The organism is Streptomyces sp. DG1A-41, assembly GCF_037055355.1.
Taxonomy (GTDB): domain Bacteria; phylum Actinomycetota; class Actinomycetes; order Streptomycetales; family Streptomycetaceae; genus Streptomyces.
Genome location: NZ_CP146350.1, coordinates 5767816 through 5781896, shown reverse-complemented (window position 1 = coordinate 5781896; position 14081 = coordinate 5767816). Strand labels below are relative to the sequence as shown.

Below are 14081 nucleotides of genomic sequence, written 5' to 3'. Positions count from 1 at the left end.
TCGACTCAGGAGGGCCGCACGGGAGTTACTTGCTGAGGTGGCCGGGCCCGAAGGCCTGCGGCAGCATCTCCGACAGCGGCAGGATGCCCGCCGGTGTCTCAAGCAGCAGGTCCGGGCCGCCGAACTCGTACAGCAGCTGGCGGCAGCGGCCGCACGGGACGAGCGACTCGCCGTTCCGGTCGACGCACGTGAAGTGCGTCAGCCTGCCGCCGCCGGTGTTGTGCAGCTCCGACACCAGGCCGCACTCGGCGCACAGGGCGAGCCCGTACGAGGCGTTCTCTACGTTGCAGCCGGAGATGATCCGGCCGTCGTCGACCAGGGCCGCCACGCCGACCGGGTAGCCGGAGTACGGGGCGTACGCCCGGGACATGGCGTCCCGGGCCACCGCGCGCAGCTTCTCCCAGTCGACGTCCGGGCCTGCGTCGGTCACTTGCCCTGCCCCTTCCGGTACGGCATGCCGTTCGCCCTCGGCATCCGCAGGCGCTGGGCGGACAGGGCGAGGACCACCAGGGTGATGACGTACGGCGTGGCCGAGACGACCTGGTTCGGGACTTCGTCGGTGGTCGCGTACCAGGTGAACACCAGGGCGCCGGCGACCAGCGTGCACACGGCCGGGACGTACCTCTTGCGGATCACCAGCCAGATCGCGCCGATGACCAGCAGCAGCGCGCCGAGCAGCAGCAGGGCGTGGACGTTCGCGGAGCCGCCGCGCAGGTTGAGGCTGTCGGTGTAGCCGAAAAGCCCTGCGCCGAGGGCGAGGCCGCCCGGCATCCAGTTACCGAAGATCATCGCCGCGAGGCCGATGAAGCCGCGGCCGCTGACCTGGCCCTCCAGGTAGAAGGGGTTGGCGACGATCGACAGGAAGACACCGCCGAGGCCGGCCAGACCGCCGGAGATGATCACGGCGATGTACTTGTACTTGTAGACGTTGACGCCGAGGGACTCGGCGGCCACCGGGTTCTCGCCGCAGGAGCGCAGCCGCAGGCCGAACGCGGTGCGCCACAGCACCCACCAGGTGCCGGGGATCAGCGCGACGGCGATCAGGGTCAGCCAGGAGACGTTGGTGACCAGGCCGCCGAGCAGGCCGGCGATGTCGGAGATGAGGAACCAGCCGTGGGCGTTGAGGTCCCGCAGGGCGTCGGACAGTCCCGGCACCGTGAAGCTGCCGAGGGAGTCGACCGCCGGGGACTGCTTGGCGGAGCCGCCCGTGTGGCCCTCGAAGGCGAGGGGCGCGAGGTAGCGGGTGGCGCCGAGGGCGAGGATGTTGATGGCCACACCGGAGACGATGTGGTTGACGTTGAAGGTGACGGTCACGAAGGCGTGCAGCAGGCCGCCGATCGCGCCGCCGAGGATGCCGACCAGGACACCGGTCCACGGGCCCCACTGGAAACCGGCCCAGGCTCCGAACCAGGTGCCGAGGATCATCATGCCCTCGAGGCCGATGTTGACCACGCCCGCGCGCTCGGCCCACAGGCCGCCGAGACCGGCGAGGCCGATCGGCACGGCGAGTTGGAGCGCGGTGGACATCTGGCTGACGTTGGTGATGCCGTCGGCGCCGGTGATGAGGCGGACGATCGAGGTGAGCGCCAGGCCTCCGGCGATGATCAGCAGCAGGACGGGCCACGACAGGCGGCGGCCGGTCGGCGCCGCGGGCTGCAGCGTGGGCTGGTTGAGGTCGGTCGCGGTGGTCATCGGCCAGCCACCTCCTTCGTGGTGTTGTTGTTGCCGAGGACGTGACCGGCGGCCAGTTCGGCGCCGACCCGGCGCTGCTGGCGGCGCAGGCCCCACTCGCGGACGGCCTCGTAGGAGACGACGACCGAGAGCACGATCAGGCCCTGCATGATGACCGCGATCTCCTTGTCGTAGCCGTGGAAGTCCAGCTCGGGCGAGGCCTTGTCGAGCCAGGCCCACAGCAGGGCGGCGAAGGCGATGCCCACGGGGCTGTTGCGGCCGAGCAGGGCGATGCCGATGCCGAGGAAGCCGATGCCCGTGGGGAAGTTGAGGCTGTAGGTGTGGGTGTCGCCGAGCAGGATCGGCAGGCCGGCGAGGCCCGCGATGCCGCCGGAGATCAGCATGGCGCTGAGCACCATGCGCCCCGGGTCCACGCCGCTGGCCGCGGCGGCGGTCTGCGAGGCGCCGGAGGCGCGCAGGTCGAAGCCGAAGCGGGTGCGGTTGAGGACGACCCAGTAGCCGATGCCGAGCAGGACGGCGAGCAGCACCAGGCCGTAGATCTCGCCGGCCGCGCCCATGTTGATGCCGGGGATCCAGCCGGACTCGTGCATCTCGCCGGTGGTGTTGTTGTTGCCGACCTTCACACCGAAGACGTTCGGCAGCCACAGGTAGGCGATCACGGAGGTCGCGATCGCGTTGAGCATGATCGTGGCGACGACCTCGCTGACGCCGCGGGTGACCTTGAGGACACCGGCGATGCCGGCCCAGAAGGCGCCGGTGAGGACGGCGGTCAGGAGCAGCAGCGGGATCTGGAGGCCGGCCGGCAGAGCGACGTGGGCGCCGACGATGGCGGCCAGCATCGCGCCGAGCTGGTACTGGCCGTCGACGCCGATGTTGAACAGGTTCATCCGGAAGCCGATGGCCACCGCGAGCGCCGCGATGTAGTACATCGACGCCTGGTTGATGACCAGCACCTGGATGTCCGAGAACCCGATCTGCTCGAACATGAGGGCGAACGGCTCGACGGGGTTCTTGCCCGACGCGACCAGCACGATCGCGCTCAGGACGAAGGCCACGGCGAGCGCGATGACCGGTCCGGCCACCGCGAGGAGCACGCGCTCCCTGTCGAACTTCTTCATCAGCGGGCCTCGTCTTCCGGAGACTCGGGGGCGTCGGCCTTCGAGATCCCGGGGGTCTCTTCGTGCTCGAGGTGCCCGGTGGCGGCACCGGTCATGGCCGAGCCGAGCTCCTCGGGGGTGATGGTGGCCGGGTCGGCGTCCGCGACCAGCTTGCCGTTGTAGATCACGCGTAGCGTGTCGGACAGGCCGATGAGCTCGTCCAGGTCGGCGGAGATCAGCAGGACGGCCAGGCCCTCGCGGCGGGCCTCGCGGATGTGGTCCCAGATGGCGGCCTGGGCGCCGACGTCCACGCCCCGGGTGGGGTGGGCGGCGATCAGGAAGCGCGGCTTGTGGCTCATCTCGCGGCCGACGATCAGCTTCTGCTGGTTGCCGCCGGACAGGGAGGCGGCGGTGACGTCGATGCCGGGGGTGCGGACGTCGTACGCCGTGACGATCCGGCGGGTGTCCTCCTGGGCCGCCTTCGGGTCCAGCCAGACGCCTTTGGCCAGGGGCTTTTCGGTGACGTGGCCGAGGATACGGTTCTCCCAGAGGGGGGCCTCCAGGAGCAGTCCGTGCCGGTGGCGGTCCTCGGGGATGTAGCCGATGCCCTGCTCGCGGCGCCTGCGGGTGGGCCAGGCGGTGATCTCCTCGTCGGCGAGCCGGATGGTGCCGGAGTCGGCGGTCCGCAGGCCGATGAGCGCGTCGACCAGCTCGGTCTGGCCGTTGCCCTCGACGCCGGCGATGCCGAGGACCTCGCCCGCGTGGATGGTGAAGCTGATGTCGTCGAGGAGGGCCTTGCCGCCGGGGGCCGCCAGGCGCAGCTTGTCGACGCTGATGACCGGGCGGTCGGTGACGGTGGACTCGGCCGTCTCGGGCGTGGGCAGTTCGCTGCCGACCATCATCTCCGCGAGCTGGCGCGGGGTGGTCTCGGCGGGGACGGCCGTGCCGACGGTGGTGCCACGGCGGATGACGGTGATCTCGTCGGCGACGGAGAGCACCTCGCCGAGCTTGTGCGAGATGAAGATGACCGACAGGCCCTCGGACCGCAGTTCGCGCAGGTTGGCGAAGAGGGCGTCGACCTCCTGCGGCACGAGCACGGCGGTCGGCTCGTCCAGGATGAGGATGCGGGCGCCGCGGTAGAGGACCTTGAGGATCTCCACGCGCTGGCGGGCGGCGACGCCGAGTTCCTCGACCAGGAGGTCGGGCTCGACATCGAGGCCGTAGCGCTCGGAGAGCTCCTTGATCTTGCGGCGGGCCTTGGCTCCGATGCCGTACAGCTTTTCGCTGCCGAGCACGACGTTCTCGAGGACGGTGAGGTTGTCGGCGAGCATGAAGTGCTGGTGGACCATGCCGATGCCGCGGGCGATGGCATCGGCCGGCGACGAGAAGCCGACCTTCTCGCCGTCGACGGCGATGGTGCCCTCATCCGGCTTCTGCATGCCGTAGAGGATCTTCATCAGCGTCGACTTGCCGGCGCCGTTCTCGCCGACGAGGGCGTGCACGGTGCCCTTGCGGACGCTGAGGTGGATGTCGTGGTTGGCCACGACGCCCGGGAATCGCTTCGTGATCCCGGCGAGCTCGACGGCGGTCACCGATTCCTGGACCGCCGCTCCGGCCGGAGGGCTGCTGGACGCGTTGATGGCGCACTCTCCTGGGGACGGGGGTCGTCTACGCGCGTAGCGCCCCTACGGCATACAAAGGGGCCGACGCACCGCGACAACGGGGTACGAGGAGCAGCCTCCCCGTACCCCGTTGAGCGGACGTAACCCCGGGGTTACTGCCTGCTCAGCAGTCGGTCGTCAGCTGCTCTTGACCTTGATCTCGCCGTTGATGATCTTCTCCTTGGCCGTCTTGATGGCTTCCTGAAGCTCGGCGTCGTCCGCGAACTTCGGGTTGGAGTCCGACAGGCTCACCTCGCCGGTCTTCAGATCGCCACGAACGATACCGGTCTCGGGCTTGCCGTCCTCGACCGACTTCGCCAGGTTGTACACCGCCTTGGCGACGTCCTTCATCGCCGAGGTGAGGATGAAGTCCTTGTACTTGGCAAGGGCGGCCTGCTTGTACTGGTCGGAGTCCACACCGATGGCCCACACCTTCTTGGCGGCGGCGGCCTCGATCACACCCTGGCCGGACAGGCCGGCGGCCGCGTAGACCACGTCGGCCTTCTTCTCGATCTGCCCCTCGGCGGCCGTCTTGCCCTTGTCGGGGCTGGAGAAGCCGCCCTCCTCGGCCGTCTGGGTGAGGTACTGCGAGAGGACCTTGACCTTCGGGTTCGTGTCCTTGACGCCCTGCTCGAAGCCCGCCTGGAACTTGTGGATCAGCGGGATGTCCACACCGCCCACGAAGCCGACGACGTTCGACTTGGTGCTCTTGGCGGCGGCGACACCGGCCAGGTACGAGGCCTGTTCCTCGCTGAAGACGAGGTCGGCGACGTTCTTGGCGTTGATCGTGGCGTCGTCGACGATGCCGAAGGTGGTCTTCGGGAACTTCTCCGCGGCGCCCTTGACGGCCGAGGCGTACGCGTAGCCGACACCGATGACCGGGTTGTAGCCCTGCTTGGCCAGCGAGACCAGGCGCTGCTCCTTGTCGGCGTCCGTCTCGCCCTCGGTGGGCTCCACGTCGGCCGTCTCGTAGCCGAACTCCTTCTGCGCCTGCTCCAGACCCGCGTACGCGGCGTCGTTGAAGGACTGGTCGCCCTTGCCGCCGACGTCGTACGCGATGGCGAGGCCCTTGTTCCCCTTCGAGTCCGACGACCCGGAGGTCGAGGTGCTGCCGCAGGCGGCGAGGGCGAGGGCCAGGGAAGCGGTCGCTGCGCCTGCGACCGTGATCCGGGAAATCCGGCGCATGAGTGGTGCTCCTGTCGTACAAGCTTGTACAAGCGCCGGACGGGTCGGCTGCGGCGCTGGTTTCGCCGCACATTAACGCGCGTAGACCTACCTGGAAACCCCTTCTGTCCACCTTGTTATGCGCCCGTGGCCAAGCCATCACCGGCTCTTGGCCGGTGGTTGCCGACCGCGAACGGGGCGTGGCGCTGGGTGATCCGATTCCCGGACGTGCTTGCTGGTTCCTGGCTCCTGGTCTCCGGTTCCTGGTCCCTGGATACCCCCGGGGAACGGCGGAGCGGGCGGGCACCCAGGGTGCTCGCCCGCTCCGGCTGTCGCAGACCGTTGACGTACGACTCGTCCTACTCGGTCTTGACCTTGATGGAACCGTCGTCGATGCCTTCCTTGGCCTTGTCCACGGCTGCCTTGAGACCCGGGATCTTGGCGTACTCGGGGTTCGCCTCGGAGAGGCCGACGCCGTTGACCTTCAGGTCGAAGGTCTGAGTGCCGGTCAGGGGCTTGTCGTCCTGGACGGACTTGGCCAGCGCGTAGACCGCGCCGCCGACGTCCTTGAGGGCGGAGGTGAGGATGTAGTTCTTGTACGGGGCGAGAGCGGCCTGCTTGTACTGGTCGGAGTCGACGCCGATCGCCCAGACCTTCGCCTTGGCGGCGGCCTCGATGACGCCCTGCCCGGAGAGGCCGGCTGCCGCGTAGAGCACGTCGGCCTTCCTCTCGATCTGACCCTCGGCGGCGGCCTTGCCCTTGTCGGGGCTGGCGAAGCCGCCCTCCTCGGCCGTCTGGGTCAGGTACTGGGACAGCACCTTGACGCCGGGCTTGGTGTCCGCCACGCCCTGCTTGTAGCCGGCCTCGAACTTGTGGATCAGCGGGATGTCCACACCGCCCACGAAGCCGACGACGTCCGACTTGGTGGCCTTGGCCGCGGCGACACCGGCGAGGTACGAGGCTTGCTCCTCGGCGAAGACGAGGGAGGCGACGTTCTTGGCCTCGACCACGGAGTCCACGATGCCGAAGGTGGTGTCCGGGTACTTGGCGGCCGCGTTCTTCATCGCCGGGCCATAGACGTACCCGACACCGATGACCGGGTTGTAGCCCTGCTTGGCCAGCGAGGCCAGGCGCTGCTCCTTGTCCGCGTCCGTCTCGCCCTCGGTGGGCTCGATGTCGGCGGTCTTGTAGCCGAACTCGTCCTTTGCCTTGGTCAGGCCGGCGTAGGCGGCGTCATTGAAGGACTGGTCGCCCTTGCCGCCGACGTCGTAGGCGATGGCGACGCCACGGTCCTTGTTGTCGCTGCCACCACTCTCACCACTGGTGCCACCACAGGCCGTGGCGACGAGCCCGAGCGACGCGACCCCCACCGCGACGCGGGTCAGTTTGGAAATCCGACGCATCTTGAAGCTCCCCATTCTCCAAAGCCCCGCAGCGGGTACTCGGTTCGGCGCACATTAACGCGCGTAGACACTCCTGGGAACGGTTCACCGCGGGGCCGTTACCCATTCGTGCCGATGGCCGGTTACGCCCCTGTGAACCACGGGAGCGAACGGGGGCGAAAGGTGTACTCGGGCACACGGCGCATGCCTGCTCGTCACGCGCACCAGGCTGCCCCTGGGCCGCCCGGGGCGCAACCGGAGTCTTCGCCGGTCGTGCGCGGGAGACTCCACCGGGGCGGGCACCGGGCGGCCCAGGGGCAGCCGGACCGGCCCGAGGGGGTGCCGTGCCTGGGCGATACGCCGGGCGGCCTGGAAGGGAGCGGCCGGACGGGCCCGGGGCCATGTGTCCGAGCAGCGCCCGGCCGCCCAGCCCCGTAGTCACCCATCCGGCCGGCCCAGTGCCGCCCGGCACGCGGCCCCAGGGCGGTTACGTCGCTCGAGCCCCCGCGACACTCCGGCGGTCGGCCGCTAGCGCAGGCCGTTGACCAGGGCCGCCGCCGTGAAGAGTTCCACGCCGACCGTGATGGCCGACTCGTCGACGTCGAAGTCGCCCTGGTGGAGGTCGCGTACCTGGCGTTCGCCGGGGGTGCGTACGCCCAGGCGGGCCATGGCGCCGGGGACGTGTTCCAGGTACCAGGAGAAGTCCTCGCCACCGAGGCTCTGCTCGGTGCCTACGACCGATTCGACGCCGCGTCGGGCGATCATGGCGTCGCGCAGCAGTTCGGTCACGCCGGGCTCGTTGACGACGGGCGGGACGCCGCGGACGTAGTTGATCTCCGACTTGGCGCGGTGCACGTTGGCGATCTCGTCGATCGCGGCGACCACGACGTCGGGAGCCTGCCGCCACGCCTCGATGTCGAGGCATCGCACCGTGCCGGAGAGCTCGGCGTGCTGCGGGATGACGTTCGGCGCGTGCCCGGACTCGATGCGGCCCCAGGTGATGGCGAGCCCGCTCCGGCTGTCGAAGCGCCGGCCGACCAGGGCGGGTACGTCGGTGACGACGCGGGCGGCCGCGGTGACCAGGTCGGTCGTGAGGTGGGGGCGTGCGGTGTGCCCGCCCGGGCCGTTCAGGGCGATCTCCAGCCGGTCGCAGGCGGAGGTGATGGGCCCTTCCCGGAGTCCGACCTGGCCGGCGTCCACCCGGGGGTCGCAGTGCACGGCGACGATCGCGCCGACCCCCTCCAGCGCCCCGCACTTGATGACGTCGGCCGCACCGCCGGGCAGCACCTCCTCGGCGGGCTGGAAGATCAGCCGGACGGGGCGGGGCAGCAGGCCCTGCTTGTGCAGTTCGGCGAGGACGAGACCGGCGCCGAGGACGACGGTGGTGTGCACGTCGTGGCCGCAGGCGTGCGCGCGGTCGGGCACGGTCGAGCGGTACGGGCACTCGCTCTTCATGTCGGGGATGGGCAGGCCGTCGATGTCGGCCCGCAGGGCGAGCATGCTGGGGCCCCCGTCCCACCGCTCGCCCTCTACGCCGATGTCACAGACGAGTCCTGTCCCGACGGCGAGGACGCGCGGCTTGAGGCCGGCCTTCTCGAGCCGCTCCTTGATCGCGGCTGTCGTGCGGAACTCCTGGTTGCCCAGCTCGGGGTGCATGTGCAGGTCGCGTCGGAACGCGATGAGCTCGGCGCGCAGAGCGTCGGGCAGCGCGCCGGGGAGCACGGCTCCCCCGGGAAGATCGACCTCGGACTCCAGTGACATCAATTGCTTCACCCTCTGAAGGGTAGGGCGCCAGGGCGGTCGTCCGACCCTCGATCAACAAAACTTCAACCCGTTCGGGGAAGAAAATATGACCGCCCAGCGCATAGCTATCAACTGAGATGGGTAAACTCGCCCGCCTTCAGGGCCGAGCCGGTCACCACGACCCACGGAATGTGACGTCAGCCACATCTGGCTCACGGCACCGGTATCCATCCATCCTCCTCCACGGATACCACGCCCTGCGCGGGGAACACGGCCTTGTTCGTCTGGCGGACGCACGGCCCCGATAGTGTGCGCCCCGTGCGCGCCGACAGCCCCGAGTTCGTCCAGTCCGCCCAGGCCTCGTACGACGCCATCGCCGAGGACTACGCCGCCGGTTTCCCGGACAGTCTCGCCGGGAGACCGCTGGAGCGGGCCCTGCTCACGGCCTTCGTCGACCTGGTGCGTACTCCCGGGGCGCCCGTGCAGCCACCGGTCGCCGACATCGGCAGCGGGCCCGGACACGTGGCGGCCCGGCTGCACGACCTGGGGCTGCCGGTGTTCGGGGTCGACGTCTCGCCCCGCATGGTGGCCCTGGCCCGCCGGGCGCACCCGGGGCTGCGTTTCCACGTCGGTTCGATGACGGCCCTGGACCTGCCGGACGAGACGCTCGGCGGCATCGTCGCGCTGTACTCGATCATCCATGTGCCGGACGATCACCTGTCCTCGGTCTTCGCCGGGTTCCACCGCGTCCTGGTGCCGGGGGCGCCCGTGCTCCTCGGTTTCCAGTCCGGGACCGAGGACGGCCGCGCGCACCTCACCGAGCGTTTCGGGCAGGAGATCTCGCTCGACTACTACTGGCGCACCCCGGAGACCGTCGCGGCACACCTCACGAACGCGGGCCTGGAACTCCACGCCCGCGTACTGCGGGAGCCCGAGGGCGAGGAGCAACACCCTCGTGCGTTCCTGCTGGCCCGCAAGCCGGCGCCTGCCGGAGCGTGAGCCTTGGCCGCGGGGGGTGGGTGAGCCGCCCTTGGGTGAGTGGCGCGGCCGTGTCGGTGCCTGAGCCCACCTCGATGTGTGCCTGACCCCGCCGCCGTGGACCACGGGCCGTGCACAGGTACGCCCCCGGCCGATGCGCGAACCCGCCCTCGGGTGAGCGATGCGCCGGTGTCAGTGCCCGATCCCGCCCCGGAGCCTGCCTGACCCCGCCGCCGTGCACCACCGGCCGTGCACAGGTACGCCCCCGGCCGATGCGCGAACCCGCCCTCGGGTGAGCGATGCGCCGGTGTCAGTGCCCGATCCCGCCCCGGAGCCCGCCTGACCCCGCCGCGTGTGCACCACCGGCCGGGCACAGGTACACCCCCGGCCGATGCGCGAACCCGCCCTCGGGTGAGCGATGCGCCGGTGTCAGTGCCCGATCCCGCCCCGGAGCCCGCCTGACCCCGCCGCGTGTGCACCACCGGCCGTGCACAGGTACACCCCCGGCCGATGCGCGAACCCGCCCTCGGGCGAGCGGTGCGCACGTGCTGATGCCCGATCCCGCCCCGGAGCCTGCCTGAGCCCACCGATGCGTGCCCGCCCGCCGCGGTCAGTGCGTGTGGCGCCCCTGCCGGTGCGTGAGCGGCCGCAGGTCTTCGGGCCCTTGCCGCCCGGCCTGGCTGGCCGTCAGGTCCGCGGGGTCTGACTGAACCGCCGGGGCGCCTGACAATCCGCCTGGCCCCCGGCTCCCCAGGCGTCTCCGGTACCTCAGCCGGCAGCCACCGCGCCCGCGGCACCTGCCGCCCCGGCGGGACCGGCGACACCTGCCGCGCCCGCCGTCCCGGCCGAGTCCGCCGGGCCCGTCATACCCCCGGGCCGGCCGCATCCGCCGTGCCCTTGGGACCCTCGGATGCCGCCGCGCCCCTCCGTCCCCCCGGTCCGACCGGACCCGCCGGTCCAGTCTTGCCCGCTGGCCCAGTCACGCTCTCCGCCCCAGTCACGTCCTCCGGACCCTGCGCCCCCGCCGTAGACAACCGCTGCACATCCCGCGCCGCCCCTGTCACCCCCGACAGGAAGCCCTGGGCGCGAGGGGAGGCGTGGTCGGTCAGCCAGGTCGGGTCGATGTCGCAGACCGCTACGCGGACCTCGGTGCCGGAGAGGGCGAGGGGGAGGGTGTGGACGACCGTGGAGGGGAAGCTGAGGATCGTGCGGCCGATGGGGCCGCGGCGGGCGATCAGTTCCAGGGGGAGTTCGGGGCGGACGATCTCCAGGCCGGTCTCGACGGCGAGCCGGTGGAGCTTGTCCGTGCTCTCGCGGCGGTGGGCGAAGTAGCGGGTGGCGCCGTGGGTCCTGGCCAGGGAGCGGACGGCTTCCAGGTAGCGGTCGTCGTCGACCACTCCCGTCTCCACCAGCGACGTGCCGACCATGTCGGCGCCCTTGGTGATGCGGGGCGGGCCGAAACGGGCCCGGAGCCAGGCGAAGTCGTTGGCGCTGACGGTGACGCCCGCCGGCGTCTCCTCCATCGGCATGGAGGAGAAGATCTCGACGCGGCGATCGCCGCCGGGGGTCAGGCGGCGGCGCGCCGAGGAGGACACCGGCGCGAAGATCAGGTCCCGCGGGCCGGGGCGGCCGCCCTTGCGGTGCCAGCGCACCAGCCGTTCACCCCGGGCCAGCTGGCCGACGAACTCCATCGTCGCCGTGCCGTCGTCGACGACGACCAGGTCACGGGCCCGTGTGATCGTCAGCAGCAGCTGGACGTAGCGGGAGAAGGGGTCCCCCAGCACGATCCGGCGCGCCTTGCGGAGCAGGCCCGCCAGGCCGCCGATGGTCTGGAAGGGCGCCATGGGGCCGCCGCGCGCCTCCTCCCAGCGGACCTCGTGCCCCTCGTCGCGGGCCAGGTCGGACATCCGCCGCAGCTGGCCGCGCGTCATCGGGTCGACGGGCGACAGCACCACGAGGGTGAGCCCCACGCCGGGCGCATGCGCGTGCGCCCACTCCAGCACGTTCAGCAGCTGTACCGGACTCTCGACGAAGGCGAGAGTGTGGGGGCCGGCATTCCCGGCGCGGGGGCTCATCGACGTACGACCGTCCCGTCGTAAGGGGGTTGTGGGGGTTGTGCGCTCAGACGCCTACCGGCTCGCCCGCCGCGTCGGCGATCTCCGCCTCGGCGACCACACCGGCGACGCGGCGCAGCTTCTTCATCGGGGCCAGCTCGGACTCGTAGACCCTCTTCACGCCGTCACCGAGGGAGGCCTCGATGGTGCGGATGTCGCGGACGAGGCGGGTGAGGCCCTGCGGCTCCACGGAGGCGGCCTGGTCCGAGCCCCACATGGCGCGGTCGAGGGTGATGTGACGCTCGACGAACACCGCGCCCAGCGCGACCGCGGCCAGCGTGGTCTGGAGGCCCGTCTCGTGGCCGGAGTAGCCGATCGGGACGTTCGGGTACTCCCGCTCCAGGGTGTTGATGACGCGGAGGTTGAGCTCCTCGGCCTTCGCCGGGTAGGTCGACGTGGCGTGGCACATCAGGATGTTGTCGGAGCCGAGGACCTCGACCGCGTGGCGGATCTGCTTCGGGGTCGACATGCCGGTGGAGAGGATCACCGCGCGGCCGGTGGCGCGCAGGGCGCGCAGCAGCTCGTCGTCGGTGAGGGAGGCGGACGCCACCTTGTGGGCCGGGACGTCGAACTTCTCCAGGAAGGCGACGGCCTCGGTGTCCCACGGGGAGGCGAACCAGTCGATGTTCTTGGTCTTGCAGTACTCGTCGATCTGGCGGTACTCGTCCTCGCCGAACTCCACGCGGTGGCGGTAGTCGATGTACGTCATCCGGCCCCAGGGCGTGTCGCGCTCGATGTCCCACTGGTCGCGCGGGGTGCAGATCTCCGGGGTGCGCTTCTGGAACTTGACCGCGTCACAGCCGGCCTCGGCGGCCGCGTCGATCAGCTTGAAGGCGTTCTCGAGCTCGCCGTTGTGGTTGATGCCGATCTCGCCGCAGACGTAGACGGGCTTGCCCGGGCCGACCTCGCGCGAACCGAACTGACGGATACGGGAGTTGGTGCTCATGGCAGGAGATGTCCTTACTTGGTGAGGGAATCGAGAGAGGGGCCGAGGATCCAGCTGGCGATCTCTCGGATCGCGCCGTCACCACCGGGGACGGTGGTGACCGCGCGTGCGGCGCCGCGCACGACGTCGTGGGCGCTCGCGACCGCCACGGGCCAGCCCACGAGGGCGAAGCACGGGAGGTCATTGACGTCGTTGCCGACGTAGAGCACGCGCTCCGGCGCGATGCCCTGCTCCTCGCACCACTGCTTCAGCGCGAGGTCCTTGCGGTCGATGCCGTGCAGCACCGGGAGCTTGAGCTTCCGGGCCCGGGCGGCGACCACAGGGTTCTGTTCCGTGGACAGGATCAGCATCTTCAGGCCGCTCCTGCGGAGGGCCGCGATGCCGAGTCCGTCCCCGCGGTGCACGGAGACGAACTCCCGTCCGTCGGAGTCGACCAGCACCCGGTCGTCGGTCTGGGTGCCGTCGAAGTCGAGGACGACCGCGTCGATGTCGGCGGCGGTCGGCAGCGCGCCGGGGCGGTCCGCGTCGAAGAGCGGCGCGAGGGCCCGGGCGCGGGCGAGGTCGTGCGGGTCGTCGATCTCCAGCACGCGCGCGGCGTCGGTGCGGACCAGTTCGGTCCGGCCGAAGAAGCGGTGCTGGTGCTTGCGGAAGCCGACCGCCTCCATGGCGTAGGCGGCGCCCGTCTCCAGCAGGTCCTGGGGGCGGTCCTGGCGGCGGGGGCGGAAGGACTTGTCGTGGTTGACGCCGTAGCCGCCGCCGACGGCCGCGTCGGCCTCCGTGACGGTGCCGGCCGCGACCTCGTCCTCGGCGTCGCGCCAGACGAAGCCGTGGAACGGGGCCACGGTGAGGGCCGTGTCGGCGCCGTTCTCGGCGATGGCCGCGGCGACTCCGTCGACGTCCTCGCGGGCGATGAACGGGCTGGTGCACTGCACCAGCAGCACCACGTCCACGACCGCGCCGTGCAGGGCCTCGTGGGCGTCCATGGCGTGCAGTACGGCGGCCTCGGAGGTGGCCGTGTCGCCGGCGATGGCGGCGGGCCGCAGCACGACCTCGGCGCCGGCCTGACGCGCGGCGGCCGCGATGGCCTGGTCGTCGGTGGAGACCACGACGTCCGTCACGAGCCGGGCGGCGCGGCACTCGCGCACCGCACGGGAGATCAGGGGCACGCCGCCGACGGGGGCGAGGTTCTTCGCGGGCACGCCCTTGGAGCCGCCGCGCGCGGGGATCACCGCGAGCACGCGGCGCACCGAGGCGCCTGTGCCCGCTTCCGGGTGGGACATGGGGTCTACTCCTTGGGCTCCTTG

General features: G+C 70.9%; 11 protein-coding genes. 1 reads left to right on the top strand and 10 read right to left on the bottom strand.

Features of this window, described 5'->3' with window-relative positions:
* Positions 1-25: 25 nt before the first annotated feature.
* From V8690_RS27130 to V8690_RS27100, 7 genes are all read right to left on the bottom strand, one after another.
* Positions 26-430 (bottom strand): cytidine deaminase, encoded by a 405-nt coding sequence (locus V8690_RS27130; RefSeq protein ID WP_338782697.1) that lies wholly within the window; start codon positions 428-430, stop codon positions 26-28.
* Positions 427-1692, bottom strand: a complete 1266-nt coding sequence (locus V8690_RS27125; protein WP_338782696.1) for an ABC transporter permease — start codon at positions 1690-1692, stop codon at positions 427-429. The genes V8690_RS27130 and V8690_RS27125 overlap by 4 nt, the downstream gene beginning before the upstream one ends.
* Positions 1689-2810, bottom strand: coding sequence for an ABC transporter permease (locus V8690_RS27120; protein WP_338782695.1), 1122 nt, complete (start codon positions 2808-2810; stop codon positions 1689-1691). Before V8690_RS27120 ends, V8690_RS27125 begins: the two co-directional genes overlap by 4 nt.
* Complete coding sequence (locus tag V8690_RS27115) at positions 2810-4381, bottom strand: ABC transporter ATP-binding protein (RefSeq protein WP_338782694.1); 1572 nt, start codon at positions 4379-4381, stop codon at positions 2810-2812. Before V8690_RS27115 ends, V8690_RS27120 begins: the two co-directional genes overlap by 1 nt.
* Before the next feature lie 207 nt (positions 4382-4588).
* On the bottom strand, positions 4589-5635 hold the full coding sequence (locus V8690_RS27110; protein ID WP_338782693.1) for a BMP family ABC transporter substrate-binding protein: 1047 nt from the start codon (positions 5633-5635) through the stop codon (positions 4589-4591).
* 338 nt (positions 5636-5973) lie between these two features.
* The gene (locus tag V8690_RS27105; protein WP_338782692.1) at positions 5974-7017 is read right to left on the bottom strand and encodes a BMP family ABC transporter substrate-binding protein; all 1044 of its coding nucleotides are present in this window, start codon (positions 7015-7017) and stop codon (positions 5974-5976) included.
* A 507-nt stretch (positions 7018-7524) separates the two neighbouring features.
* On the bottom strand, positions 7525-8757 hold the full coding sequence (locus V8690_RS27100) for a M20 family metallopeptidase (protein WP_338785470.1): 1233 nt from the start codon (positions 8755-8757) through the stop codon (positions 7525-7527).
* Between the two features lie 300 nt (positions 8758-9057).
* On the opposite strand from V8690_RS27100, the gene V8690_RS27095 reads away from it, so the two are divergent.
* The gene (locus tag V8690_RS27095) at positions 9058-9738 is read left to right on the top strand and encodes a class I SAM-dependent methyltransferase (protein ID WP_338782691.1); all 681 of its coding nucleotides are present in this window, start codon (positions 9058-9060) and stop codon (positions 9736-9738) included.
* Positions 9739-10580: 842 nt separating this feature from the next.
* Here the strand turns inward: V8690_RS27095 and V8690_RS27090 are convergent.
* The 3 genes from V8690_RS27090 to V8690_RS27080 are packed head-to-tail and all read right to left on the bottom strand — an operon-like array spanning position 10581 to position 14057.
* Positions 10581-11792: a hypothetical protein gene (locus V8690_RS27090; protein ID WP_338782690.1), complete on the bottom strand. Its 1212-nt coding sequence runs from the start codon at positions 11790-11792 to the stop codon at positions 10581-10583.
* A 46-nt stretch (positions 11793-11838) separates the two neighbouring features.
* Positions 11839-12777 carry an N-acetylneuraminate synthase family protein gene (locus V8690_RS27085; protein WP_338782688.1) on the bottom strand — a complete coding sequence of 313 codons (939 nt, stop codon included), beginning with the start codon at positions 12775-12777 and terminating at the stop codon, positions 11839-11841.
* Between the two features lie 14 nt (positions 12778-12791).
* Positions 12792-14057: an N-acylneuraminate cytidylyltransferase gene (locus V8690_RS27080; protein WP_338782687.1), complete on the bottom strand. Its 1266-nt coding sequence runs from the start codon at positions 14055-14057 to the stop codon at positions 12792-12794.
* Positions 14058-14081: the final 24 nt, after the last annotated feature.